Source organism: Microvirga zambiensis WSM3693, from assembly GCF_016735695.1.
Lineage (GTDB): Bacteria > Pseudomonadota > Alphaproteobacteria > Rhizobiales > Beijerinckiaceae > Microvirga > Microvirga zambiensis.
Genome location: NZ_JAERQD010000008.1, coordinates 113,045 through 138,345, shown reverse-complemented (window position 1 = coordinate 138,345; position 25,301 = coordinate 113,045). Strand labels below are relative to the sequence as shown.

The window sequence follows — 25,301 nt, the reverse complement described above, 5'->3', positions numbered from 1 at the left end:
CATGGCCTATCTCAAGATCGACCACGTCGGCATCTCCTTCCAGCGCGCAGGCGCAACGACGGAAGTGCTGCGGGACGTGAACCTCTCCATCGAAAAGGGCGAATACGTCTCGATCATCGGCCATTCCGGCTGCGGTAAGTCCACGGTGCTCAACATCGTGGCAGGCCTCCTGCCGCCGAGCCAGGGCGGCGTGCTCCTGGAGGGCAGGGCGGTGGAAGGGCCGGGGCCGGACCGCGCGGTCGTTTTCCAGAACCACTCGCTCCTGCCCTGGCTGACCGTGCGCGAAAACGTGGAGCTTGCGGTCAACAAGGTCTTTCGCGGCAGGAAGTCGAAGGCGGAGCGTCGCGACTGGACGCGGCACAACCTCGAACTCGTTCACATGGCCCATGCGGAGAACAAGCGGCCGCATGAGATTTCCGGCGGCATGAAGCAGCGCGTCGGCATCGCGCGGGCTCTGGCGATGGAGCCCAAGATCCTGCTGCTCGACGAGCCCTTCGGCGCCCTCGACGCGCTCACCCGCGCCCACCTTCAGGATCAGGTCATGGAGATCCACAGCCGCCTCGGCAACACCATCATCATGATCACCCACGACGTGGACGAGGCGGTCCTCCTCTCCGATCGCATCGTCATGATGACGAACGGGCCCGCCGCCACCATCGGCGAGGACATGCATGTCGCCCTCGAGCGCCCGCGCAGGCGCCTCGAGCTGGTCGGCAATTCCACCTACAACGATGCCCGTGCCGCCGTGCTGGAGTTTCTCTATGCACGCCACCGGGCTCCGACACTCGCAGCGTAAGGAGAGTGACGATGCCCAGAAAGCTTGTCGTCATCGGCAACGGCATGGCCGCCGGCCGCGTCCTGGAGGAGCTGTTCGAGCGCGCTCCCGGCGAATACGAGGTCACGATCTTCGGCGCCGAGCCGCGGGTGAACTACAACCGCATCATGCTCTCGCCGGTGCTCTCGGGCGAGAAGGCCTATGAGGATATCCTCATCCACGACGATGCCTGGTACGAGACGCACGGCATCACGCTCCATCGCGGCAGGCAGGTCGTCGCGATCGACCGCTCCGCCAAGCGCGTCGTCGCGGCGGACGGCACCGTCGCGGACTACGATCAGCTCCTCGTCGCCACAGGTTCCGTGCCCTTCGTCGTGCCGATCCCCGGGGCGACGCTTCCGGGCGTCGTCACCTACCGCGATCTCGACGACGTCAACAGGATGCTCGAAGCGGCCGGGAAGGGCGGGCACGCCGTCGTCATCGGCGGCGGCCTGCTCGGGCTCGAGGCGGCGGCCGGCCTTAAGGCGCAGGGAATGGAGGTCACGGTTCTCCACCTCATGCCGACCCTGATGGAGCGCCAACTCGATCCGTCCTCGGGCTACCTGCTGCAGAAGGCTTTCGAGGATCGCGGGATCGCGGTGCGCTGCAAGGCGAACACCCATGCGATCCTCGGCGACACGCATGTGACCGGCGTCCGGCTCGATGACGGCACCGAGCTTGCAGCCGACATCGTCGTGATGGCCGTCGGAATCCGCCCGAATGCTGTTCTCGCCAAAGATTCGGGCCTCGAGACCAACCGCGGCGTGCTCGTCGGCGACGACATGCGCACCAGCGACCCGGATGTGTTCTCGGTCGGCGAATGCGTCGAGCATCGCGGGCTCTGCTACGGCCTCGTCGCGCCGCTCTACGAGATGGCGAAGGTGGTGGCAGCCCAGCTCGCCGGCGACGAGACGGCGGCCTATGCCGGCTCGGTCACGGCGACCAAGCTGAAGGTGACCGGCATCGACCTGTTCTCCGCCGGCGATTTCGGCGAGGCGAAGGACCGGCAGGACATCGTCCTGCGCGATGCGGCGCGCGGCGTCTACAAGCGCCTCGTGCTCAAGGAGAACCGCATCGTCGGCGCCGTCCTCTACGGCGAGACGGGCGACGGGTCCTGGTTCTTCGATCTTCTGCGCAAGGAGGCGGATGTCTCGGAATTGCGCGATACCCTGATTTTCGGCCAGTCCTATGTCGGGGGTGCTCCCCTGGACCCTATGGCGGCCGTTGCAGCCTTGCCGGATGATGCGGAAATCTGCGGCTGCAACGGCGTCTGCAAGGGCAAGATCGTCCAGGCGATCACCGACAAGGGCCTGGGCTCGCTCGCCGAGGTGAGGGCGCATACCAAGGCCTCCGCCTCCTGCGGCACCTGTACCGGTCTCGTCGAACAGGTGATGGCCCTGACCCTCGGCGACAAGTTCGCCAAGTCGGCGGTCGAGCCCATGTGCGGCTGCACCGATCTCGGTCACGACGACGTGCGCCGGCTCATCCGTGCGGCGGAGCTGAAATCGATCCCGGCCGTGATGCAGGAGCTGGGATGGAAGAGCTCCTGCGGCTGCGCCAAGTGCCGTCCCGCCCTGAACTATTACCTGCTCTGCGACTGGCCGGAGGAATACGAGGACGATGGCCGTTCGCGCTTCGTCAACGAGCGCATCCACGCCAACATCCAGAAGGACGGCACCTATTCGGTGGTGCCGCGCATGTGGGGCGGCCTCACCAACCCGCGGGAGCTGCGCGCCATCGCGGATGTGGCGGAGCGCTACAACATCCCGACCGTGAAGGTCACCGGCGGCCAGCGCATCGATCTGCTCGGCGTGCGCAAGGAGGATCTGCCGGCGGTCTGGGCCGATCTCAACGATGCGGGCATGGTCTCGGGCCATGCCTATGCCAAGGGCCTGCGCACGGTGAAGACCTGCGTCGGCACGGATTGGTGCCGCTTCGGGACGCAGGATTCCACCGGCCTCGGGGTGAAGATCGAGAAGTTCATGTGGGGCTCCTGGACCCCGGCGAAGGTGAAGATGGGCGTCTCCGGCTGCCCGCGGAACTGCGCGGAATCGACATGCAAGGATGTGGGCGTGATCTGCGTCGATTCCGGCTACGAGATCCACTTCGCGGGAGCCGCCGGTCTTCACATCAAGGGCACGCAGCTGCTCTGCAAGGTGCCTGAGGAGGACGAGTGCATCGAGGTCATCGCGGCCCTGACGCAGCTCTATCGCGAGCAGGGCCATTACCTCGAGCGGATGTACAAATGGGCCGACCGGATCGGCGTCGATTCCATTCGCGCAAGCGTGGTGGACGACCTGGAGAAGCGGCGGGCCCTCTATGAGCGCTTCGTCATCTCCCAGCGCAATGCGCAGGTCGATCCCTGGGCCGAGCGGGTGGCCGGCCGCGACGCGCACGAGTTCAGGCCGATGGCGAATTTCACCCTGGCGGAGGCCGCGGAATGAGCGAGTGGATCGATATCGGCGCGGTGGAGGACGTTCCGGTTCTCGGATCGCGCGTCGTGCAGGCGCCCGGCGGCGACATCGCGGTCTTCAAGGCGGCGGATGGCACGCTGTTTGCCCTGCGCGACCGCTGCCCGCACAAGGGCGGTCCCCTGTCGCAAGGCATCGTGCATGGCCACTCTGTGACATGCCCGCTGCACAATTGGGTGATCAGCCTTGCGACCGGCGAGGCGCAAGGGGCGGATCATGGCTGCACCAACAAGATCCCTCTTCGCATCGAAGCTTCTCGCATCCTGCTCGCGGCTTCGGCGCTCATGGCGCGGGCCGCCTGAGGAGGGGGGATGGCGAGCGGCAACCCGACCCGGACCACATGCCCCTATTGCGGCGTCGGCTGCGGCGTGGTGGCGACGCCGCAGGACGACGGCTCGGTTGCAATCAAAGGGGATGAGCGGCATCCGGCCAATGTCGGCCGCCTCTGCTCAAAAGGTTCCGCGCTCGGTGAGACGCTCGGCCTCAACGACCGGCTGACGCATCCCGAAATCGACGGACGCCGCGCGTCCTGGAACGAGGCGCTCGATCTGGTCGCCGCGCGATTTGTCGAGACCATCGCCGAGCATGGACCTGAATCGGTCGCCCTTTACGGCTCGGGCCAGCTCCTCACCGAGGATTACTACGTCGCCAACAAGCTGATGAAAGGCTTCATCGGCGCAGCGAACATCGACACGAATTCGCGCCTCTGCATGGCCTCGTCCGTGGCGGGCCACATCCGCGCCTTCGGATCCGACACGGTGCCGGGGACTTACGAGGATCTTGAGGAGGCCGATCTCGTCGTGCTCGTTGGCTCCAACATGACTTGGTGCCATCCCGTGCTGTTCCAGCGGCTGCTTGCGGCGCGCGAGCGGCGCGGCACGAAGATCGTGGTCATCGATCCCAGACGCACGGTGACGGCGGAGGCAGCGGACCTCCATCTGGCGGTCGCTCCCAATTCGGATGTGGCGCTCTTCGCCGGCCTGCTCGATCATCTCGACCGAATGGGGCTATGCGACAGCGCCTATGTTGACACCCACACCTCTGGGCTCGACGCTGCTCTGCAGGCTGCGCGCGAATGCGGCTTTCCCGGAGCGCTGAACGCCACCCGCCTGCCGGCGGAGCAGCTGCGCGAGTTCTATACCCTGTGGAGCCGTTCCGAGCGCGTGGTGACGGCCTATTCCCAAGGCGTGAACCAATCGGTCACCGGCACCGACAAGGTCAATGCGATCATCAACTGCCACATGCTCACCGGCCGCATCGGCCGGCCCGGCATGGGGCCGTTCTCGCTCACCGGGCAGCCGAACGCCATGGGTGGGCGCGAGGTCGGCGGGCTGGCGAACATGCTCGCAGCCCATCTCGACATCAACAGCGCAAGCCACCGCGCGTTGGTTCGCTCGTTCTGGAACAGCCCGCGCATTGCCGAAAAACCCGGCCTGAAGGCGGTCGATCTCTTCCGCGCCGTCGGCGAGGGCCAGGTCAAGGCGATCTGGATCATGGGCACCAACCCGGCGGATTCGCTGCCGGATGCCGATGCGGTTCAGGAGGCCTTGCGCCGCTGCCCGTTCGTGGTGGTGAGCGACGTGGTACGCACCGATACGACGCGTCATGCGCATGTGCTCCTGCCGGCGGCAGCCTGGGCGGAGAAGAGCGGCACGGTGACCAATTCCGAGCGCCGCATCTCGCGCCAGCGCTCATTCCTCAAGCCTCCGGGCGAGGCTAGGCCAGACTGGCGCATCATCTGCGATGTCGCCGCCCGCATGGGTTTTGCCGACGCCTTCGACTATCAATCGCCCGCCGAGATTTTTCGCGAGCACGCCGCTCTCTCGGGCCTCGCCAATGACGGAAGGCGCGACTTCGACATCTCCGCCTGCGCCGATCTGAGCGAGAAGGCATACGATGTGCTCGAGCCGTTCCAGTGGCCGCGCCGGTCGGGCGAGGCGCTCGATGCCGGTACGACCCGCTTCTTCGCCGAGGGCGGCTTCTATACCCCCGACAGGCGAGGGCGGTTCGTTCCGACGCCGCTTGCAGTTCAATCCGTTTCGTCCGACTTCCCACTGGTGCTCAATACAGGCCGCATCCGCGACCAGTGGCACACCATGACGCGCACGGCGAAGACGCCGCGTCTCATGAGCCATTACGCGGAAAGTTTTTGCGAGATCCACTCCGACGATGCCGAGGACGCGGGCATTGCGCCCGCCACCCTGGTGCGCATCGTCACGCCGCAGGGTACGGCGCTCGTGCGCGCTCTCGTGACCGAGCGCCAGCAGAAGGGCAGCATCTTCGCTCCCATGCATTGGACCGACCAGCAGACCGGCAAGGGACGTATCGGCTCCGCCGTTCTTGCCGCCGTCGATCCCATCTCCGGTCAGCCAGCTCTCAAATCCTCCTGCGCGCGCATCGAACCTTTTGAGGCTGCCTGGTACGGATTCGCGGTGCTGCGCAACAAGCCCGAGATCATCCATGCTGATTACTGGGCAATCGCCCGCGCCGAGGGCGGATGGCGCGTCGAGCTTGCCGGCAGTGAGCCGGTCGAGGATTGGACAATCTATGCGACCGACCTGATCCGCAGCGGCGAGGGAACCGAGACCCTGTCGTATATGGATCAGGATCAGGCGAGCTTCCGCCTCGCGACCTTTTCCGGCGACACGCTCGTCGGCGCTCTCTTCATCGCGCCGCAGCCTGTGGCCGTATCGCGGACCTGGGCGGTCGAGCACCTGAAGGCTGACGCGATCACCGGAGCCGAGCGCCTGCGCCTGCTGAGCGGACGGCCCGGCCTCGACCAGCCGGATCCTGGCCCCATCGTCTGCGCCTGCTTTTCCGTCGGCGCGAACCAGATCGCGGCGGCTGTCGAGCATGGCTCTACGAGCGTGGAAGCCGTCGGCGCCGCTTTGCGCGCCGGCACGAATTGCGGCTCCTGCCGCGTTGAAATCAGGAGGTTGATCGATGCTGCAGCCCTTAAGAAAGCCGTCTGAGACTGAGCCGGCACGGCTCGGCCGCCTCGCCAAGCTGCCGGTCTTCTTCGATCTGAAAGGGCGCCGCGCGGTGCTGGTCGGCGGATCGGCGGGAGCTGCCTGGAAGGCGGAGCTTCTTGCTGCTGCCGGCGCCGATGTCGAGATCTACGCCGAAGAGCCATCGCCGGAAATGGAAACCCTGCTGGCGCGCGGCGCTGCGGACGGCTCGCTTACGCTGCACCGTTCGGCATGGTCGGCGGAAATCCTGAAAGGCGCTGCTCTCGCCGTTGCCGACATTGACGACGAGGAGGAGGCCGAAGCCTTTGCGGCTGCAGCGCATGATGCCGGCGTGCCGGTGAACGTGGTCGACAAGCCGGCCGTCTGCGATTTCCAGTTCGGCTCCGTGGTCAATCGCTCGCCCGTGGTGATCGGCATTTCGACCGACGGCGCCGCGCCCGTTCTCGGGCAGGCGATCCGGCGCAAGATTGAGACCTTGCTGCATCCCTCCGTCGCATCCTGGGCCAGCTTCGCCAAACACATGCGCGAGCGCGTGATGCAGCATCTGCCGCAGGGCATGGCGCGGCGCATTTTCTGGGAGCGCTTTTCCGACCTTGCGTTCCGTGGCAAGGCGCCGGAGGCCTACGGCAACACGACGGAGACGGTGCTGGAGCGCATCGCCCGGCAAACGGGAGAGAAGGTCGGGCGCGTCACCCTCGTCGGTGCCGGTCCCGGGGATGCGGAGCTGCTGACCCTGAAGGCGATGCGGGCCCTCCAATCCGCGGACGTGATACTCTTCGACGATCTCGTCTCCGAGGATGTTCTCGAACTCGCCCGCCGCGAGGCGAAGCGTATGATGGTCGGCAAGCGGGGAGGGCGCGCCTCCTGCGCGCAAGGTGACATCAACGAGCTGATGACGCGCCTCGCCTTGCAGGGCAAGCAGGTGGTGCGGCTCAAGTCCGGCGATCCGATGATTTTTGGGCGGGCAGGCGAGGAAATCGAGCATCTGGAGAAGGCAGGAATCCCCGTCGACATCGTGCCCGGCATCACCGCCGGCATAGCGCTAGCCTCGGTGCTCGGCACGTCGCTCACTCACCGCAATCTGGCGCAATCCGTCCGGTTCGTGACGGGCTGCGCGAAGACAGGGCAACTGCCGAGCGGTCTCGACTGGCAGGGGCTCGCCGACCCGAACACGACGACGATCTTCTACATGGCCGGCGGTACGGCAGGCTCCATCGCCGAGCGTCTGATCGCGGCCGGAAGCCCTGCCTCCCTGCCGGCAGTGATGGTGTCGGATGTCTCACGAGGCGACGAGCGCTGGGCCGGTTCCATCGCCGATCTCGGTTGGGCGAGCGAACGGCGCGACGCGACGAAGCCCGTCATCATCGGGGTCGGCCAGGTCTTCGGACGCGTCGCACAGGCAACGGACCGGGAGCTTAAGCCCTGGGTGCGGCTGAGTGCCGAAGCCTGACGGATCGGTGAGGGAACGAACATGCTGGAAGGTCGCCGCGTCGCCGTCCCCGAGAGCCGCGAGCTCGATCTCTTCACACGGATGCTCGAACGCAATGGTGCCGTCGCGATCCGCTGCCCGCTGGTGTCGATCCACGATGCGGAGGACGCAGCACCCGTCGAGGAATGGCTTACCCGGCTCGTCGCCGGCGAGCATGACATCCTGGTTCTCTATACGGGCGAAGGACTGACGCGGCTGCTGGGCTTTGCCGAGCGCAAAGGCATCGAGGCCGACGTCGTCGCGGCCTTGAGCAGGACCTTCATCGTCGCCCGCGGCCCGAAACCGGCAAAAGTCCTGCGCGGCATCGGGCTGGTTCCGAACCTGATGGCCGAGGCTCCTACCACGGCCGGGTTGATGCAGACTTTGTCCACCCTCAATCTCGAAGGAAAGCGGATCGGCGTGCAGCTCTATCCTGGCGGCGAGGAAGTACTGTCGGAGTTTCTGCGTGACGCCGGAGCGCAGGAGGATGCGATCCTGTGCTACCGCTATGCCTCCGATGAGGAGGACGAGCATGTGTTGCACTTCATCGCGACCCTCGTCTCCGGTGAGGTAGATCTCATCGCCTTCACCAGCACGGCCCAGGTGCGGCGGCTGCAGGAGGTCGCGCGGCGCTTCGGCAGGCAAGCGGAGCTCGATGCCGCGATGCAGCGGATCCTGGTCGCCGCTGTCGGCCCCGTCACGGCGGAAGCGGTCGAGAAAGCGGGCTGGCCCGTCGGTGCCATGCCGGAGGACAGCTTTCACCTGAAGCCGCTGGTAACCGCATCGGGCCGGAAACTGGCGAAGGCCTCGGACGTCAGCCCTCCCGCCTGATACCGTCTCCGGCCCTCAACAGCGCGCGGAGCCCTTCGCGATAGGTGGGATAGCGAAGCATTACGCCGAGATCCGTCTTGAGGCGCGTATTCCGGACGCGCTTGTTGTCCGCGTAGAAGGAGCGCGCCATGGGTGTCATCTCGGCCTCGTCGAAGGGAATTTCCGGCGGCGGCTCGCGCCCCAGAAGTTCCGCCCCGTAGGCGATCACGTCCTGCGGCGGCCCCGGCTCGTCATCGGCGACGTTATAGATCGCGTTTTGGCTGGGACGATCGATCGATGCCATCAGAACCTGTGCGATATCTTCCGTATGGATGCGGTTGAACACCTGACCCGGCTTGACGATGCGCCTGGCCGTGCCGTCCGCAACCTTCGCGAGCGCATTGCGGCCCGGGCCGTAGATGCCTGCGAGCCGAAAGACTTTTACGGCGATTGCTTTACGCTCGCCCAGATCCAGCCATTGCCGCTCGGCCGCGATGCGCTGGCGGGAGCGGAGCGTTGCCGGGTTGGGCGGCGTGTCCTCGTCGACCCACCCGCCGTTTGCATTGCCGTAGACGCCGACCGTCGACAGATAACCGACCCAGCGCAGGCGAGGCACTGCGGCGACCGCCTCGGCAAACCGATCCAGCACAGGATCTGTCTCGCCCGGCGGAATCGAAACCAGAAGCGAATCCGCCTCCGCGAGATCGTGGAGGATGCGAGGATCGTGGCCTGTCGCGTCGAATCGATATGCATCGATCCCCGTCGCGGAAATCTCCTCTGCCTTTTCAGGTGAGCGAACCGTCCCCGCGATCCTGGTGAACCTGTCACGGTAGAGTCCGATGAACTGCCGGGCGGAATAGCCGAGACCGAAGACGAAAAGCTTCATGACACAAAGTAACGCTGATCTGTTGAATTGCTGCGGAAAGCTACCGACATCCTCTTGAGGCGGCAACCGCGCGCAACGTGGGCTCTCAACGTTGCAAGCAGCGCTTGCATCGCTTCGGGTTGATCCCGCGAGGGCAGTTGGGCCATAACCTGTGGCCGAGAAGGCCGGATCCGATCGGTCGAGCGACATGTGCTCTCGAAGGTTCCCGGCACGGAGGCGATCCATGGTGCTGACCAACCTGGACATGGTCGAGTTGGTGGCGTTCCGGCACAAGCTCCACCGCATGCCAGAATTGTCCCGCGAGGAAGCGCAGACCGCGCAGGAGATCCGCGCGATGCTGGCGACCACCAATCCGGACCGGCTCATCACCGGCCTCGGCGGTCACGGCATCGCCGCCGTCTATGAGGGCGCTCAGCCCGGACCGACCGTGATGATCCGCGCCGAGCTCGACGGGCTGCCGATCGAGGAAATTTCCGAGATTCCCTATCGCTCCGCCGTGCCTGGCAAGGGACATCTCTGCGGTCATGACGGGCACATGACCATCCTGACCGGGCTGGCTCGGATCCTCGGCCGCCAGCGTCCGCAAAGCGGGCGGATCGTGCTGCTGTTCCAGCCGGCGGAGGAGGATGGATCGGGGGCCGCCGCCGTCGTCGCCGATCCGCGATTTCGCGAACTGACGCCGGATTTCGCCTTCGCCCTCCACAATCTTCCCGGTCTGGCGCTCGGCAAGGTGGCCCTGGCGGAAGGGCCGGTCAATTGCGCATCCCGCGGCATGCGCATCGTGCTCGATGGAAAAACCGCCCACGCCTCGATGCCGGAGACCGGGGTCTCGCCCATGAGCGTGGTCGCGGAATTGATGCCCGCGCTCACCTCGCTCGGACGAGGCGGGCCCCTCGACGACGATTTCGCCATGGTGACCGTCACCCATGCGAAGATCGGCGAGCCCGCCTTCGGCGTCGCTCCCGGACGCGCGGAGATCTGGGCGACCCTGCGCACGCTGACCGATGAGACCATGGAAGAGTTGTGTGCGGGTGCCGAGCATCTCGTCCTGAGTGCGGCAAGACGGAAAGGCTTAAGCGTCGAGATTTCCCACGACGACATCTTTCAGCATTGCGAGAACGCGCCGGAGGCCGTCGCGCATCTGCGCCGGGCGCTCGATGCCGAGGGAATAGCCCATGATCGCGGCGATCTTCCCATGCGCGCCTCTGAGGATTTCGGCCGCTTTGGCCAGAGAGCGCCCGCCGCCATGTTCTTCCTGGGCGCAGGCGAACACCATCCGAACCTGCACAATCCGGATTACGACTTCCCCGACGATCTCATCGGGATCGGCACGCGGGTCTTCATGCGCACGATCAGGAATCTGTTGGGCTAGTTTTCCCTCATCGTCTCTTTATTGGTACGATATATATTTGCTATACATTGCGCCCGTACCGCTTGGGCAGGCCCGCAGACGTCCGCCTGGGCATTTGGGGCTTCAGGCCCAGGCACCAGGGGGGCGTCAAATGGCTTTCACCGTTTATCGCGGCGGCAGCGAGATCCAGGTCAATACCGTCGTCGAAGGCGACCAAACCTATCCCAGCGTCACGACCCTGGCGGATGGCGGATGGATCACCGCGTGGAGCGGGCCGGATGGCGACGGTACCGGCATCTTCATCCAGCGCTTCAACGCCGCGGGCGAGCGCGTCCTCGACAACATCCAGGTGAACACGCAAACGGCCAGCGATCAATACTCGCCGGTGATCGCCGCCTTGCCGTATGGCGGCTGGGTCGTGGCCTGGCATGACACGAGCGACGATGCCTTGCACCTGCAGCGCTTCAGCGATGGAGGGTCTCCCGTCGGGGCGGAACGCACGATTGCGGGCGTTCTCGCCGGCGATCAGAACATATCGATCACCGGGCTCCCCGACAATTCCTGGGTGGTCACCTGGTCGAGCACGACCAGGGAGATCATGCAGCAGCGGTTCAACGACGGAGGTCAGGTGACAGCGGCCACACTCGTTTATCGCAGCCCGGCCACCGACGAGGACTATTCGAGCGTTTCCGCCCTGAAGGGCGCCGTCGAGGGAGAAGTGGCCGGGTGGGTCGTCGTCTGGAGCAGCAGCCGCGACAACGTATCTTATATCGGAGCCCAGACATTCAACGCCAACGGGGCTGCGGTCGGACGGCCCTTCCGCGTGGGACCGGAGGACGGCCGGCAGCATATCCAGCCCAAGGTCGCGGCGCTTGCCGATGGCGGCTGGGTGGTGACCTGGCAGGTGGCCGCGTCCGAAACCGGAAACGACCTCTACCAGCAGGTCTTCAACGGCAACGGAACCCAGCGCACCTTGGCGGCCCTGGTGTCCCACGTGATGGCCGGCGATCAGCACGAACCGAGCGTGACCGCCCTGGCCGACGGCGGCTGGGTCGTCAGCTTCACCTCCGTCGAGGGGATCGTGCAGCGACACTACGATCCTCTCGGCCGGACAATCGGGCCCGACGTCGTGGTAGCGGCTGGGCCGGGCAATCAACGCGCCGGCGTCACCGCCCTGCCGGACAATCGAGGATGGGTCGTCACCTGGGAAAACCAGGACGAGCCGAATTCGGCCGGCATCGCCCAGCGCGTCTTTTCCAAGGCTGGCGATATGACCCTCACCGCGGCGCAGGAGATCGCCGTCGGCACCGACGAGGACGATCTCCTGCTGGTCGAGCCGGGCGGCCTGTCGCGCGACATCGTGACCGGGAACCTCGGCACCGACACGCTCCAGATGGAAGGTGCGGGCCAGCTCGACCTGTCCGACGCCGGCAGCCTTTCCGGCATCGAGCGTCTGATCGGAAGCGATGGCAACGATACCATCCTGGCCGATGCCGACCGTCTCGCGGATGTCACCTTCATCGACGGCGGCCTCGGGACCAACACGCTCGTGCTGAACAGCAACGCGATGCCCTACGAACTCTCGCGGACGACGATCGCGAATTTCAGCCGGATCAACCTCGGCGCGAGGGCCGTCAATGTCCTCGTCGCCGACGCCCAAACGGCGCTTCTCATCCACACCGCCCAGCAGGGCACCATGGTCGAAGTGACGTCGGGCAGCTTCGAACTGGACGAGCGCCTGCAGCTCTTCCGGCAGGGTGTCGACTTCATCGTCGTCGGCAACGAGCGCTACGAGGCCGCTCCGCCCGACATCGGGGGGCTCAACGGCGACCGGGTGACGGTCGCGGGCGGCCATGCGGTCCGCCTCGATCGCGACGGCGATGCGGTGCTGCTCGATTCCGTCGGGCGCTTCGACACGCTGACCGTAGCGATCACGAACCGCGTTGCCGAGGATTCTCTCGGCATCGACGTCGCGAACGGTTCGCCGGTGACCCTGTCGAACGGCCTTGAGATCGACAGCGTGGTTTCCGTGAACGGAACGCGGATCGGCACCATCACCGCCGGCGGTTCCGGCGCGGCCGGATTGGCGGTCGCCTTCGACGATGCCGCCACGATGGCACAGGTGCAGGCGCTCCTTCGGGTGCTCACCTATGCCAACGGCAACCCGGGATCCGTCACGCAGGGAACGCGGGACATCGCGATCACGCTCGCCAACGACGCCGGCCGGGCGAGCACGGTGAATGTGGAAGTCGCCGTTGTGAACGCGCCGCCGGAATTCACGCTCGCCGCCACCTCACTGTCCGGCTTCGACACCGCCCGGCTCTCGCTCTTCGCCGGCGCCGCCGTGAGCGACGACACCCAGGCGATCACGTTGACCGTCAAACTCGACGATAAGGCCAAAGGCGTGCTGATCCCCGGCAGGGGCGGCAGCTACGAGGCCGCGACGGGGGAGTTCACCTTCAGCGGCAGCGCTGCCGAGGTCACGCAGGCGCTTGCCGCGCTGCAATTCGACCCGCGCGATCGCAGCGATCCGGTCGGCTCTGTGGAGCGGACGACCTTCACGGTCACGATCGACGACGGGACGACGGAGGTTGCCAAGACCCTGACGGTCGATACCCGCACCGCCAACCGCACCCCGGCCGTGCCGGATCTCGTCGGCAGCGGCGTGAAGGAGCTGTCCGATCCCGGCACTCCGGTCGGCAAGCTTTCGGCGGGCGATCCCAATGGCGGCGACACGCTCACCTATTCGCTGATCGGCGCGCCGCAGGGCGTGTTCGCGATCAGCGGCGATCAGCTCGTCGTGCAGAACGGCATCGGGCTCGATTACGAGCAGACCCGCTCATACACCTTCACCATCCGCGCCACCGATGCCGGCGGCCTCTTCAACGACCGCGTCGTCACGGTGAATGTCGAGGACGTCAACCCGGAGCGCACCGCCGGCAGCGGCCTCGACGACCGCATCGTCGGCGGCAGCGCGGCGGACGTGCTCTCCGGCGGGGCCGGCGCCGACATCCTCGCGGGCCGTCTCGGCAAGGACATTCTGCGCGGCGATGGCGGCCGCGACGTCTTCGTGTTCGACACCAGGCCCAACAAGAAGACGAATGTCGACACGATCAAGGATTTCTCGGTCAAGGACGATTCGATCTGGCTCGACAACGCGGTCTTCAAGACGATCGGCAAGGGCACGCCGGAGATGCCGGTGAAGATGAAGGCCGGCTTCTTCCATGCCGGCAAGGCGGCCCATGACCGCGACGACCGCATCATCTACGACAAGGCGACCGGAAAGCTCTTCTACGACGAGGACGGCACGGGCCGCAAAGCGCAGGTCGAGATCGCGCTCCTGAAGAAGAACCTCAAGATGACGGCAGCGGATTTCTTTGTGATCTGAGAGGCGCGCGCAACAGGACGAGCGATTGCCGCTGCACCTGCCACGTCATGGCCGGGCCTGTCCCGGCCATCCCGATCAGGAAAAGCGCAGCGCTTCATGTATCGGGATCACCGGCACGAGGCCGGTGATGACGGCGAAAGCGTTACGAAGCAGGGCGCTCTGGCCGGGAACGACACTCTTTCATGTCACCTCTTACGTCTCCGCCTCCCCGGATTAGATCCGGGGATCGGTGCCGGCGATCCCGACGAGATCATCGCGGACGCCAAGCGTTGGATTCGACCCAACAGATGGCCTTACTGTGCCTTCTTCAAAACATAGATGGAAAAAGGAGCGACCGCTGTCTCGTTAAGCCACTCGCACTGATAGGGATCTTCAGGCTGAGCCAACGGCCGTCGTGTCTCAACCAATCGGAGTGGTGTTTCTGCGAAGGTCTCACGGTAGGATTCGTCCGTCCACAAGTAGTCCTCGACCACGCGATCATCACCCAGGTCCTTGATGACGACCCGGACGACATCGCCACTCCGAGCGATCCTGTTCTCAGGAAAGCTCTTCGTGGACCATGACACCCACTCATGGAGATAAAATTCCGGCGATGCCGCAATAAGGATTTTAGTGCCACCGTGCTTCAACACGCGACTGATCTCCCTGAGCGTTCTCACCTTTTCTTCCTTTGTCGGGATACTATCGAACGGCATCGACGAGAGAACCAAGTCAAAAGATCCATTCGGGAACGCGCCAAGATCGCACTCGTCGATCGTCCGGTAGTCGCCGTGAGGGTCTGCCTCTATCGCTTTGACGATCATCTCCTCGGCGATATCGACCCCGACGGTCGAGAATCCATGCTCGCGCAGAAATCGGGTCGAGCGACCCGTTCCGCATCCGAAGTCGAGAGCAGCGCCCGTTACACCATATGTGCTGAATATTTGAGGCAGATCGCGGTATGCGAGGTAGTAGGAATTTATGATGCCGACCTTGCTGTAAGCATCAGCACGCTCAACATCGCGGTAAGGATCGCGTTGGTTCATTGAACTGCTCCCGTATAGGTCGTCCAGGGTGGAGTTCGTGGCGCCATGCTCGCTGTCTATGGAGATGAAGTCCAAGGCTGGTGTCGCTTTGGGCAGCCTCGCCAGATCGAGAGGCGGAATGATACCATGCACCCGTACTGCAGCGCTAACGGGCGCTCCGTCCAATGGCGGCCCATGGCAGGTGGAGGAGCGCAGCCGGCCAATCCCGGCGTCATCCCCGGCGAGCGAAGCGAGGGAAGGGGGAGCCATGGTGCCGAGAATGACACTGTCCTTCATGCCACCCTGAGCCGTCATGCCCGCGCTTGTCGCGGGTATCCACGTCTTCTGCAGCGTAGTGGTTCTCTAGACGTGGGTGGCCGGGACAAGCCCGGCCATGACGGAGAGGGTGGGATTCGAACCTGCTTCTCTAAAGCGGAAGGCTGCGCAGCGCCGACACCGCCTGCATCACGCCCCGGAGTTCCGCGAGGCCGCGCAGACGTCCGATGGCCGGGTAGCCTGGATGGGTCGGCTTGCCCACGTCGTCGAGCAGCTCGTGGCCGTGGTCGGGACGCATCGGGATGCGCCAATGCTTCTCGCCCGCATCCTTGCGGCGCTTCTGCTCCTCGAGCAGGGCGGTGACGAGGGCGACCATGTCCGTGTCGCCGCCGAGATGGTCGGCTTCCATGAAGGAGCCGTCCGGATCCTTCGCCACGTTGCGCAGATGGGCAAACCAGATCCGGTCCGCGAAGCGCTTGGCGATGGCGGGAACATCGTTGACAGGGTTGGCTCCGAGCGAGCCGCTGCACAGGGTGACCCCGTTCGAGCGCGAGGGGACCGCATCGAGGATGAAGGAGAGATCGTCCGCGTTCGAGACGATGCGCGGCAGGCCCATCAGCGGGCGCGGCGGATCGTCGGGATGGATGCACATGCGGATCCCGACCTCGTCCGCGGTCGGGATCACTTCGCGCAGGAAGCGGACGAGGTTTTCGCGCAAAGCCGCCGCATCGATGCCACGGTAGCGGTCGAGCATGGCGCGAAGGCCCGGCACGTCGTAGCGATCATAGGCGCCCGGGAGCCCTGCCATGATGTTGGACAAGAGCTTGCGCCGGTCTCCTTCCGACGAACGCGTGTACCAATCCTTGGCTCTCGCCAGGACATCGGCGGAATAGTCGGCCTCAGCGCCCGGACGCTGCAGCATGTGACAGTCGAAGGCCGCGAATTCATGCAGGTTGAAGCGCAGGGCCGTGGCGCCGCCGGGCAGCGGATGGGCGAGCTCGGTCCGGGTCCAGTCGACCACCGGCATGAAGTTGTAGCAGATCGTCGTGACGCCGCATTGCGCGAGGTTGCGCATGGACTGGCGGTAATTGTCGAACAGAGGCTTGAGGTCGCCTTCTCCGATCTTGATGCGCTCGTGGATCGGCAGGCTCTCGACGACACTCCAGCGCAGGCCGAGGGAGGCATCGGCGGCGATCATGCCTTTGCGCTTCTCGATTTCCTCCACGCTCCAGATCACGCCGTACGGGATCTGGTGCAGGGCGGTGACGATCCCCGTCGCGCCGGTCTGGCGGATATGGGAGAGCTGGACGACATCGTCCGGACCGAACCAACGCCAAGTCTGTTCCATGGAATTGCCTTATCGAAGAAAGCCGAACGCAGTCGTCGGCGGGGCGAAAATTTTCATCGAAGTCACGCGCTGAGCACCTCGGGAAGGGCGTTGGCCTCGGGCTCGAACAGATCCGGATATTGTGCGGCAAGCTCCGGCAGGGTGCGCAGGATCTCGCTGAGATGCTGATGCATGGCCTTTTCCGCGGCAGCCGGATCCGATCTCTTGATGGCGTCGACGATCGTCGCGTGCTGCGCCACGATGAGATGGCGCGGCGTCGCCTGCTTCACGTCGAGATAGCGGACCCGGTCCATCTGCGGCTTCACATCCTCGATCATGCTCCAGGCGGATGGCCGCCCGGCCGTCTCGGCCAGGAGACGGTGAAACTCCTCGTCGAGGGCCATGAAATCGTCGGTGGACATGTTCCGCTGGCCGCGGCGCTGGCGGGCGAGGCTGGCATTGAGCTCCGCCAGCATCACCGGCGTCGCCTTCAGCGCCGCCTCGCGCACGACCGCGCATTCGACCGCCTCGCGGATGAAGCGCGCATCCTCGACGGCGGATCGCGAGATCTTGACGACCTGGGTGCCGCGCTGCGGCAGAACCCGCACCAATCCCGCTTCGCTCAGCTTGATCAGCGCCTCTCGCACCGGCGAGCGGCTGACGCCGAATCGCTGCGCCAGATCCTGCTCGGAAAGCATTTCTCCGGGAGAAAACCGCATGCTGACAATGGCTTGGCGAAGGGCGCGGGTCACCTGCCGGGCCATGGGCTCCCGGCCGAGATCGAGTTTTGCGAGGGATGGTCTATCCGTCATAAGTGGCACACTACCATACTAGTAGACCATTGCAAAGGAGCGAAGATCGGCATAAGGTTCGGCTTGTCAGGTGCTCGAAACCGGCCCGGATAAGGGTTTGGGCGAGGCCTAAGGGAGTGCGCCATGCTGATCCATCCGGACCGGCTGTTTCCTGCAGAGCCCGCTGCCCGCGAGGTGGCGCACAGGCTCTATGCAGACATCCGCGATCTGCCGATCATCTCGCCGCATGGCCATACCGATCCGCGCTGGTTCGCCGAGGATGCGCCGTTCTCGGATCCGGCGACGCTGTTCGTCATTCCCGACCATTACATTTTCCGCATGCTCTACAGCCAGGGCGTGCGGCTCGAGGATCTCGGCATCCATACGAAAGAGGGCGGCATCGTCGAGCGCGATGCGCGCGCGATCTGGCGTCGCTTCGCGGCGAACTACCATCTCTTTCGCGGCACGCCGACACGGATGTGGCTCGACCACACCTTCGCGACCCTTTTCGGCTTCACGGAGCGGCTCTCGGCGGCCAACGCCGACGAGTATTACGACAGGATCGACGCCGCTTTGCGCACGCCGGAATTCCGCCCGCGCGCGCTGTTCGAGCGCTTCCGCATCGAGGCCATCGCCACCACGGAGAGCCCGCTCGATCCGCTGAAATCTCACGAGGCCATCCGCCAATCGGGCTGGAACGGGCGCGTGGTCACGGCCTATCGTCCCGATCCGGTCGTCGATCCGGAATTCGAAGGCTTTCGCGACAATCTCGCGCGCTTCGGTGAGATCACGGGTTGCGATACCTCGACCTGGAGCGGCTATCTCGATGCGCACCGCAAGCGGCGCGCCTTCTTCCGCGAATACGGCGCCACCTCCACAGACCACGGCCATCCGACGGCAAGGACCGCGGATCTTTCGCCGGCCGCCGCCGAGGCTTTGTTCCGCCGCGTGTCGACGGGCGATGCGGGGCCGGAGGATGCGGAGATGTTCCGCGCCCAGATGCTGACCGAGATGGCGCGGATGAGCGTCGAGGACGGCATGGTGATGCAGCTCCATCCCGGCTCGTTCCGCAACCATAACCAGGCACTCTTCCGCCGCTTCGGCCGCGACATGGGCGCGGATATTCCGCTGCGCACGGATTACGTGCGCGGCCTCAAGCCCTTGCTTGACCGCTTCGGCAACGAGCCGAACTTCACCTTCATCCTCTTCACCCTCGACGAGACGAGCTATTCGCGCGAGCTCGCGCCGCTCGCAGGCCATTATCCGGCGCTCAAGCTCGGCCCGGCCTGGTGGTTCTTCGATGCGCCGGAGGGCATGCGCCGCTTCCGCGAGCTGACGACGGAGACGGCCGGCTTCTACAACACCGTCGGCTTCAACGACGACACGCGGGCCTATCTCTCCATCCCGGCGCGGCACGACATGGCCCGGCGGGTGGACTGCGCCTATCTCGCCGACCTCGTGGTCACCCATCGCCTCGACGAGGACGAGGCGCACGAGGTTGCGCACGATCTTGCCTATCGCCTCGCCAAAGAGGCCTACAAGCTGTGAGACCGGACGCGGCCAACGATGAGCCGCGTCGCACAGAACGGGAGGAAGACATGACGAACCTGATCACCAGACGGACCTTCGTCGGTGGCGCCGCAGGTGCCGCCGGCGTTGCGGCCCTTGGCGGGACGAGCTTTGCGCAGGCGACCCTGCCGACGAGCCCCGTCACGCTCAACATCATCGACGTCGCCGGCAACCTGGCGCTGACGCAGAAGGCCATCGAGAACTACCGCAAGGCGAAGCCGAACCTGGTCTCGCGCATCACCTTCACCAAGGCGACGGCGCCGGAGCTCGCCGGCAAGATCAAGGCGCAGCAGGATGCGGGCCGCGTCGACATCGACCTCGTGCTCACCGGCACCGACGCACTCTCCGCCGGCATCGAGCAGAAGCTCTGGGTCGACCTGATCCCCGGTCACGCAGGATCGCTGCCGAAGCTCGACGAGATCTATCAGCCGGCCGCCGCCAAGATGCAGGGCCTCGCCAAAGGCCAGGGCGTCGTCGTCACCTATTATCCGTCGGGCCCGCTGCTCGAATACATGCCCGACAAGGTCAAGACCGTCCCGACCACGGCGGAAGAGCTGCTCGCCTACACCAAGGCCAATCCGGGCCGCTTCCTCTATGCGCGCCCTGCCAATTCCGGGCCCGGCCGCACCTTCATCATGGGCCTGCCCTACATCCTCGGCGACAGCAACCCGCAGGATCCCGCCAAGGGCTGGGACAAGACCTGGGCCTATCTGAAGGAGCTCGGGCAGAACGTCGAGTACTACCCGTCCGGCACCGGCGCGGTGATGAAGGAGCTCGGCGAAGGCTCGCGGGACATGACCGTGTCGACCACTGGCTGGGACATCAACCCGCGCGTTCTCGGCGTCGTGCCGAAGGAGGCGAAGGTGGCGGCGCTCAAGGGCTTCCACTGGGTGGCGGACGCTCACTACATGTGCGTGCCCAAGGGCCTGCCGAACGAGAAGGTCGCGGTGCTGCTCGACCTCATGAACTTCCTGCTCACCAAGGAGCAGCAGGCCTACACCTACGATGAAGGCTACTTCTATCCGGGTCCGGCCGTGAAGGGCGTCACCCTCGACATGGCGCCGCCGGAGAGCCAGGCCGCGATCAAGGAATTCGGCCGTCCCGAATACGAGAAGTGGATCGCCGATAATCCGATCGAACTGCCGCTCCAGCCCGAGCAGATGGTCGTCGCCTTCCGCCTGTGGGACGAGCAGGTCGGCGGCGCCAAGCGCAAGTAACAAGCGCAGTTAAGAACCAAGGACCCGCGATGACCATTGCCCTTTCCCAATTCGACGAAGTCCGGCTCGATCGCGTGAGCCGCGATTTCGGGGCACTCAATGCCCTGCGCGACGTGTCCCTGTCCATCCGGCGTGGCGAGTTCATCGCCCTGCTCGGACCCTCGGGCTGCGGCAAGTCGACGACATTGAACTGCATCGCGGGTCTTCTTCCCGTCACGGGCGGAGCGATCTGGCTCGACAAGAGCCGGGTCGATACGCTCCGTCCCGAGGAGCGCGGGTTCGGCATGGTGTTTCAGAACTATGCGCTCTTTCCCCATCTCAACGTTCGCCAGAACATCGGCTTCGGCCTGAAGATGCGCGGGCGTCCCAAGGCCGAGATCGACCGCAAGGTCGACGAGGCCCTGAACCTCGTCCGCCTGCGCGGACAGGAGAACAAGCTGCCGGGCCAGCTCTCCGGCGGCCAGCAGCAGCGCGTGGCCATCGCCCGCGCCATCGTCATCGAGCCGCCGCTGGTGCTGATGGACGAGCCGCTCTCCAATCTGGATGCCAAGCTGCGTCTCGAGATGCGCGCGGAGATCCGCCGCATCCATAACGAGCTCGGCGCGACCACGATCTACGTGACGCACGACCAGGACGAGGCCCTGTCGCTTGCCGACCGCATCGTCGTCCTGCGAGACGGCGTCATCCGGCAGGTCGGCACGCCGAAGGAGCTCTACGAAGCGCCGGCACATTTCGACGTTGCCGACTTCATGGGCTTCCGCAACAAGCTGAAAGGGCAGGTCGTCGCCCTGGAAGGTGACCGCGCCGTTCTGGACGTGGAGGGCGCGCGGATCAGCGGCGTCGCTCGCGAGCGCGTCACGGTCGGGTCGACGGCCTATGCTGCGATCCGCTCGGACGACCTCGTGGTCGGGGAGGCGGGTTCCAATGGCATCGCCGCGACAGTCGACACCATCGAGTATCGCGGCCGCGAGTTCGTCGGGACGGCGCACTCCGCCGGCGGGCTCGACTTCGTGTTCCGCTCCCATCACCCGGTAGAGCCCGGTTCGAAGATCCATCTGCAGGCGGATGACGAGCGCGTTCTCGTCTTCGCGGAGCCGGTCCAGGGGAGGCATTGATGGACGCTGTCGCCCCGGCCCCGGCGGTCGAGCACGGCCCAAGCCTGCGCCAGCGCATGGCGGCCAGAGGCTTCGATGCCGTTACCCTGCTCATCGTTCCCGCAGCCATCTTCACGCTGCTGCTGTTCGTGTACCCGTTCGCCTTCGGCTTCGTCCTGTCCTTCGAGCCGAAGGCCGGCGGCGATTGGCTCGCGAATTACAGACGGTTCTTCTCGGACCCGTTTCTCTACAAGACGATCGCGAACACGCTCTGGCTCGCCATTCCCGTTACGCTCCTTAACCTGCTTCTCGCGGTGCCGATCGCATTCCGCGTGCGCCTCATGCGGCGCCAGCGGCTTTTGACCACGATCCTCGTGCTGCCGATCACGCTCGGCACCGTTCTCGTGGCCGAGGGCCTGTTGAACTATCTCGGGCCGCAGGGCTGGTTCAACCGCACCTTGCTCACCTTCGGCCTTATTTCTCAGCCCTTGAAGCTCGTTCACAATTACTGGGGCGTCTTCGCTTCGCTCGTGATCACCGGCTTCCCGTTCACCTTCCTGCTGACCCTCTCCTACGTCACGGGAATCGATCCGGCGCTCGAGCAGGCGGCGGCGACGCTCGGCGCGAGTGCGTGGCAGCGCTTCCGGCACGTCTATCTGCCGCTGCTGATGCCGGGCTTCGCCATCACCTTCTGCTTGTCCTTCGTGCAGGCCTTTTCGGTGTTCCCTTCGGCGGTCCTGCTCGGCGAGCCCGCAGGCGTCACCCGCGTCATATCGATTGCGGCTGCAACGGCGGCTTTCGAGGAATACGACTACTCCATGGCCGCGGCGATCGCGATGATCATGGGCTTCGTCCAGCTCGCCATCGTCGTGGCGGTGCTCGCCTCCCGCGGATTGTTCTACCGCGGCCCGGCCTCCGGCGCGAAAGGTTAAAGCCGATGATCCGCGATACCACCCTCGGCTCCAAGCTCTGGGCTGCCGCCATCTGGGCGACCGTCGGCTTCTTCGTCGTCAACCTGTTCGCCATGATCGCCACCGTGGTGACGAGCTCGTTCGCCACCCGCTGGCTCGGCACCTGGCTGCCCGCTGGCTGGACCACACGCTGGTACTCCTCCGCCTGGAGCGAGTTCCAGCTTTGGGACGTCCTGATCGTCACCTTCCAGGTGATCGGGGCGGTGGTCTTCATCTCCGGCGCCCTCGGCGTCACCGCGGCCTACGCGCTCGCCCGCCGGGACTTTCCGGGCAAGCGCCTGCTCGTGCTGCTGTTCCTGCTGCCGCTCCTGATCCCGTCGATGACATTCGGCATTCCGCTTGCGACCGTGCTCTACCAGACCGGTCTCGCGGGCACCTTCTGGGGCGTCGTGGCCGCCAACCTCGTGCCGACCGTGCCCTTCGTGATCCTGGTCATGATCCCGTTCATCGAGCAGATCGACCCGAAGATCGAGGCGGCGGCGCGGGTGTTCGGGGCGAACACGTTCAAGCTCTTCATCTACGTGCTGCTGCCGCTGCTCATGCCCGGCATCCTGGCGGCGCTGCTGCTGGTGCTGGTGCGCACCATTGCCATGTTCGAGCTGACCTTCCTGGTCGCCGGACCGACCAGCCAGACCCTCGTGGTGGCGCTCTACTATGCCGTCTTCGCGGCGGGCGTGCGTGCGGTGCAGTCCATCGACGCCATGGCCGTGGTCTATATGGTGACGACCCTGATTTGGCTCATCATCGCGCTTCGCTTCGTCAACCCGACGCAGATCGTGACCCGGGCGAAGCAGCAGCCCGCGCATTGAGGGCGGGCTCAGAAAGTGAGGCGCTGCGGCTGCCGCAGTCTTACCTCTCCCCGGATCTCGGGTGTTCCCGAGATCCGTTCTTGCTGTGCAAGTCGGGAACACCCGACTTGCATGGGGAGAGGTCGAGCGCAGCGAGGGTGAGGGGGCACAGGTCCTTACGGAGAGGGCACAACCCCTCACCCGCGCCTCCGGCGCGACCTCTCCCTCAGGGAGAGGTAGACCCGCGACATACCCTGCTAGATTATCGCTTGCATTCCCACCCCTTGCCCTCTCCACAAGGGCGAGGCAAGCAGGCGCAATTCATAGACCAGACCCTGAGGACAGAATGTCGGATCGCTTGAACGAAGACTCCCTTGCCGATCTGCCGGAAGGCGTTCGCCGTCCGGCCTATGATCGAAAGGCGATCACGACCGGGATCGTTCATCTCGGCGTCGGGGCCTTCCACCGGGCGCATCAGGCCGTCTACACCGACGATGTGCTGGCCAACGATCCGCGCTGGGGCATCGTCGCGGCGAGCCTGCGCAGTCCGGACACCTATGATGCCCTCGCGCCCCAGGACGGGCTTTATACCCTCGCGGTGCGCTCGCAGGCCGGCGAGGCGCTGCGGGTCATCGGCTCGATCCGACAGGTCATCGTCGCGCCGCGGGAGGTCGAGCAACTCCTCGAAGTCATGAGCGCGCCGCAGACGCGGATCGTCACCCTCACCGTGACCGAGAAGGGCTATTGCCACGACCCGGCGACCGGCGCCCTGAACGAGGCGCATCCCGACATCGTGCACGACCTCGAGTTTCAGCGGACGCCGAAATCGGCGCCGGGCTTCATCGTCGAGGCCCTGCGCCGCCGGCGCGCGGCGGGCGTTCCGCCCTTCACGGTGCTCACCTGCGATAACCTGCCTTCCAACGGGCGCACGGTGAAGCGGGTTCTCACGCGCTTCGCCGAACTGGTCGATCCGGCGCTCGGACGCTTCGTGGCCGACGAGGTGTCCTGCCCCTCGACCATGGTCGACCGCATCGTCCCGGCGACCAGCGACCAGGACCGCGAGCGGATCGGCGAGGCGCTCGGCCTCACCGATGCCTGGCCCGTCGTGACCGAGCCCTTCACCCAATGGGTGATCGAGGATGATTTCCCTCAAGGGCGCCCGGCCTGGGAGAAGTCCGGTGCCGAGTTCGTGGCGGATGTGGAGCCTTACGAGCACATGAAGCTCAGGCTGCTCAACGGCAGTCACTCGACGCTCGCCTATCTCGGCTATCTCTCCGGCTACGAGACCGTTGCCGACACCATGGCCGATCCCGCCTTCGTGCGGCTGGTCCAAGGCCTCATGGACGAGGAGGTCACGCCGACGTTGCATATGCCGCCGGGAGCCGACCTCGCCAGCTACAAGCGCGCGCTGATCGAGCGTTTCCGCAATCCTGCCCTGAAGCACCGCACCTGGCAGATCGCCATGGACGGATCGCAGAAGCTGCCGCAGCGCCTGCTCGGCACCGTACGCGACCGCCTGCGTGAGAGTGCCGGCATCGACCGGCTCTCGCTCGGTGTGGCGGCGTGGATGCGCTACGTCACGGGCATCGACGAGAAGGGCGCGCCTATCGACGTGCGCGATCCCATGGCGGCTCGGCTGCGCGAGATCGCCGACCGGGCAGGGGGCTCGGCGGAGAAGCTGGCGGAAAGCCTGTTCGCCGTCCGCGAAATCTTCGGCGACGATCTGCCGAAGGATGCGCGCTTCACCGGTGCAGTGAAGGAGAACTTGGCGCGTCTTTATGAGAAGGGCGCGAAGCGGACCGTCGCGGAGTTCATGGGCGATTAGCGCAATGACGCTCTTCACGTCATCACCGGCCTCGTGCCGGTGATCCCGATTGTGTGAAACGCCGTGCTCTTCGGATCGGGATGGCCGGGACAAGCCCGGCCATGACGTGAGATGTTACACACCGCTGTCATTCCGGGGCGCCGAAGGCGAGCCCCGGAATGACAGCGCCCTTCCCGCCACCCTCCGTCGTCATGCCCGCGCGTGTCGCGGGTATCCACGTCTGTTGCGGCGTTGCGGTTCCCAAGACGTGGGTGGCCGCAACAAGTGCGGCCATGACGTGAG

The 25,301-nt window shown here is 65.5% G+C and carries 19 protein-coding genes; 14 read left to right on the top strand and 5 right to left on the bottom strand.

Annotation, left to right across the window (positions count from 1 at the left end; genetic code table 11):
* Position 1 precedes the first annotated feature (1 nt).
* From JKL46_RS09000 to JKL46_RS08975, 6 genes are read left to right on the top strand one after another with little or no spacing between them, the layout of a single operon-like run.
* Entirely contained in the window at positions 2–796 is a 795-nt protein-coding gene (locus JKL46_RS09000; RefSeq protein WP_201832039.1) for an ABC transporter ATP-binding protein, read from the top strand.
* 11 nt (positions 797–807) lie between these two features.
* Complete coding sequence (gene nirB / locus JKL46_RS08995; protein WP_201832037.1) at positions 808–3,258, top strand: nitrite reductase large subunit NirB; 2,451 nt, start codon at positions 808–810, stop codon at positions 3,256–3,258.
* Positions 3,255–3,587: a nitrite reductase small subunit NirD gene (gene nirD, locus JKL46_RS08990; protein ID WP_201832035.1), complete on the top strand. Its 333-nt coding sequence runs from the start codon at positions 3,255–3,257 to the stop codon at positions 3,585–3,587. The genes nirB and nirD overlap by 4 nt, the downstream gene beginning before the upstream one ends.
* Before the next feature lie 9 nt (positions 3,588–3,596).
* A complete protein-coding gene (locus JKL46_RS08985; RefSeq protein ID WP_201832033.1) occupies positions 3,597–6,257 on the top strand; it encodes a nitrate reductase in 2,661 nt (886 codons plus the stop codon).
* Positions 6,229–7,704 carry a siroheme synthase CysG gene (gene cysG / locus JKL46_RS08980; RefSeq protein WP_201832025.1) on the top strand — a complete coding sequence of 492 codons (1,476 nt, stop codon included), beginning with the start codon at positions 6,229–6,231 and terminating at the stop codon, positions 7,702–7,704. The genes JKL46_RS08985 and cysG overlap by 29 nt, the downstream gene beginning before the upstream one ends.
* 21 nt (positions 7,705–7,725) lie before the next feature.
* Complete coding sequence (locus tag JKL46_RS08975; protein WP_201832023.1) at positions 7,726–8,553, top strand: uroporphyrinogen-III synthase; 828 nt, start codon at positions 7,726–7,728, stop codon at positions 8,551–8,553.
* Here JKL46_RS08975 and JKL46_RS08970 read toward each other — a convergent pair.
* Positions 8,537–9,418, bottom strand: a complete 882-nt coding sequence (locus tag JKL46_RS08970; RefSeq protein ID WP_201832022.1) for an SDR family oxidoreductase — start codon at positions 9,416–9,418, stop codon at positions 8,537–8,539. The two genes, JKL46_RS08975 and JKL46_RS08970, sit on opposite strands and share 17 nt — an antisense overlap.
* A gap of 223 nt (positions 9,419–9,641) precedes the next feature.
* On the opposite strand from JKL46_RS08970, the gene JKL46_RS08965 reads away from it, so the two are divergent.
* Both JKL46_RS08965 and JKL46_RS08960 read left to right on the top strand, forming a co-directional pair.
* On the top strand, positions 9,642–10,790 hold the full coding sequence (locus JKL46_RS08965; protein ID WP_201832021.1) for an amidohydrolase: 1,149 nt from the start codon (positions 9,642–9,644) through the stop codon (positions 10,788–10,790).
* Between the two features lie 130 nt (positions 10,791–10,920).
* On the top strand, positions 10,921–14,157 hold the full coding sequence (locus tag JKL46_RS08960; RefSeq protein WP_201832017.1) for a cadherin domain-containing protein: 3,237 nt from the start codon (positions 10,921–10,923) through the stop codon (positions 14,155–14,157).
* A 293-nt stretch (positions 14,158–14,450) separates the two neighbouring features.
* On the opposite strand, the gene JKL46_RS08955 is transcribed toward JKL46_RS08960, so the two are convergent.
* From JKL46_RS08955 to JKL46_RS08945, 3 genes are all read right to left on the bottom strand, one after another.
* Positions 14,451–15,458, bottom strand: coding sequence for a class I SAM-dependent methyltransferase (locus tag JKL46_RS08955; RefSeq protein WP_201832015.1), 1,008 nt, complete (start codon positions 15,456–15,458; stop codon positions 14,451–14,453).
* 130 nt (positions 15,459–15,588) lie between these two features.
* A complete protein-coding gene (gene uxuA, locus JKL46_RS08950) occupies positions 15,589–16,785 on the bottom strand; it encodes a mannonate dehydratase (protein WP_201832013.1) in 1,197 nt (398 codons plus the stop codon).
* 62 nt (positions 16,786–16,847) lie between these two features.
* A complete protein-coding gene (locus tag JKL46_RS08945; protein WP_201832005.1) occupies positions 16,848–17,576 on the bottom strand; it encodes a GntR family transcriptional regulator in 729 nt (242 codons plus the stop codon).
* 123 nt (positions 17,577–17,699) lie between these two features.
* Between JKL46_RS08945 and uxaC the strand changes: the two genes are divergently transcribed.
* The 6 genes from uxaC (at position 17,700) to JKL46_RS08915 (ending at position 25,019) form a co-directional block, all read left to right on the top strand.
* A complete protein-coding gene (uxaC, locus tag JKL46_RS08940) occupies positions 17,700–19,103 on the top strand; it encodes a glucuronate isomerase (RefSeq protein WP_201832004.1) in 1,404 nt (467 codons plus the stop codon).
* Positions 19,104–19,153: 50 nt separating this feature from the next.
* The gene (locus JKL46_RS08935; RefSeq protein ID WP_201832000.1) at positions 19,154–20,341 is read left to right on the top strand and encodes an ABC transporter substrate-binding protein; all 1,188 of its coding nucleotides are present in this window, start codon (positions 19,154–19,156) and stop codon (positions 20,339–20,341) included.
* A gap of 29 nt (positions 20,342–20,370) precedes the next feature.
* Complete coding sequence (locus tag JKL46_RS08930; RefSeq protein WP_201831998.1) at positions 20,371–21,456, top strand: ABC transporter ATP-binding protein; 1,086 nt, start codon at positions 20,371–20,373, stop codon at positions 21,454–21,456.
* Positions 21,456–22,367, top strand: a complete 912-nt coding sequence (locus JKL46_RS08925; RefSeq protein ID WP_201831996.1) for an ABC transporter permease — start codon at positions 21,456–21,458, stop codon at positions 22,365–22,367. The genes JKL46_RS08930 and JKL46_RS08925 overlap by 1 nt, the downstream gene beginning before the upstream one ends.
* A 5-nt stretch (positions 22,368–22,372) precedes the next feature.
* Entirely contained in the window at positions 22,373–23,215 is an 843-nt protein-coding gene (locus JKL46_RS08920; RefSeq protein WP_201831994.1) for an ABC transporter permease, read from the top strand.
* Positions 23,216–23,540: 325 nt separating this feature from the next.
* The gene (locus JKL46_RS08915) at positions 23,541–25,019 is read left to right on the top strand and encodes a mannitol dehydrogenase family protein (RefSeq protein ID WP_201831992.1); all 1,479 of its coding nucleotides are present in this window, start codon (positions 23,541–23,543) and stop codon (positions 25,017–25,019) included.
* Positions 25,020–25,146: 127 nt separating this feature from the next.
* On the opposite strand, the gene JKL46_RS08910 is transcribed toward JKL46_RS08915, so the two are convergent.
* Positions 25,147–25,293, bottom strand: a complete 147-nt coding sequence (locus JKL46_RS08910; RefSeq protein ID WP_201831990.1) for a hypothetical protein — start codon at positions 25,291–25,293, stop codon at positions 25,147–25,149.
* Positions 25,294–25,301 lie beyond the last annotated feature (8 nt).

Bases quoted from the DNA above. Each gene is read 5' to 3' on its own strand.
- JKL46_RS09000 (WP_201832039.1), top strand. From the start codon at position 2: ATGGCCTATCTCAAGATCGACCACGTCGGCATCTCCTTCCAGCGCGCA.
- nirB (WP_201832037.1), top strand. From the start codon at position 808: ATGCCCAGAAAGCTTGTCGTCATCGGCAACGGCATGGCCGCCGGCCGC.
- nirD (WP_201832035.1), top strand. From the start codon at position 3,255: ATGAGCGAGTGGATCGATATCGGCGCGGTGGAGGACGTTCCGGTTCTC.
- JKL46_RS08985 (WP_201832033.1), top strand. From the start codon at position 3,597: ATGGCGAGCGGCAACCCGACCCGGACCACATGCCCCTATTGCGGCGTC.
- cysG (WP_201832025.1), top strand. From the start codon at position 6,229: ATGCTGCAGCCCTTAAGAAAGCCGTCTGAGACTGAGCCGGCACGGCTC.
- JKL46_RS08975 (WP_201832023.1), top strand. From the start codon at position 7,726: ATGCTGGAAGGTCGCCGCGTCGCCGTCCCCGAGAGCCGCGAGCTCGAT.
- JKL46_RS08970 (WP_201832022.1), bottom strand. From the start codon at position 9,418: ATGAAGCTTTTCGTCTTCGGTCTCGGCTATTCCGCCCGGCAGTTCATC.
- JKL46_RS08965 (WP_201832021.1), top strand. From the start codon at position 9,642: ATGGTGCTGACCAACCTGGACATGGTCGAGTTGGTGGCGTTCCGGCAC.
- JKL46_RS08960 (WP_201832017.1), top strand. From the start codon at position 10,921: ATGGCTTTCACCGTTTATCGCGGCGGCAGCGAGATCCAGGTCAATACC.
- JKL46_RS08955 (WP_201832015.1), bottom strand. From the start codon at position 15,458: ATGAAGGACAGTGTCATTCTCGGCACCATGGCTCCCCCTTCCCTCGCT.
- uxuA (WP_201832013.1), bottom strand. From the start codon at position 16,785: ATGGAACAGACTTGGCGTTGGTTCGGTCCGGACGATGTCGTCCAGCTC.
- JKL46_RS08945 (WP_201832005.1), bottom strand. From the start codon at position 17,576: ATGACGGATAGACCATCCCTCGCAAAACTCGATCTCGGCCGGGAGCCC.
- uxaC (WP_201832004.1), top strand. From the start codon at position 17,700: ATGCTGATCCATCCGGACCGGCTGTTTCCTGCAGAGCCCGCTGCCCGC.
- JKL46_RS08935 (WP_201832000.1), top strand. From the start codon at position 19,154: ATGACGAACCTGATCACCAGACGGACCTTCGTCGGTGGCGCCGCAGGT.
- JKL46_RS08930 (WP_201831998.1), top strand. From the start codon at position 20,371: ATGACCATTGCCCTTTCCCAATTCGACGAAGTCCGGCTCGATCGCGTG.
- JKL46_RS08925 (WP_201831996.1), top strand. From the start codon at position 21,456: ATGGACGCTGTCGCCCCGGCCCCGGCGGTCGAGCACGGCCCAAGCCTG.
- JKL46_RS08920 (WP_201831994.1), top strand. From the start codon at position 22,373: ATGATCCGCGATACCACCCTCGGCTCCAAGCTCTGGGCTGCCGCCATC.
- JKL46_RS08915 (WP_201831992.1), top strand. From the start codon at position 23,541: ATGTCGGATCGCTTGAACGAAGACTCCCTTGCCGATCTGCCGGAAGGC.
- JKL46_RS08910 (WP_201831990.1), bottom strand. From the start codon at position 25,293: ATGGCCGCACTTGTTGCGGCCACCCACGTCTTGGGAACCGCAACGCCG.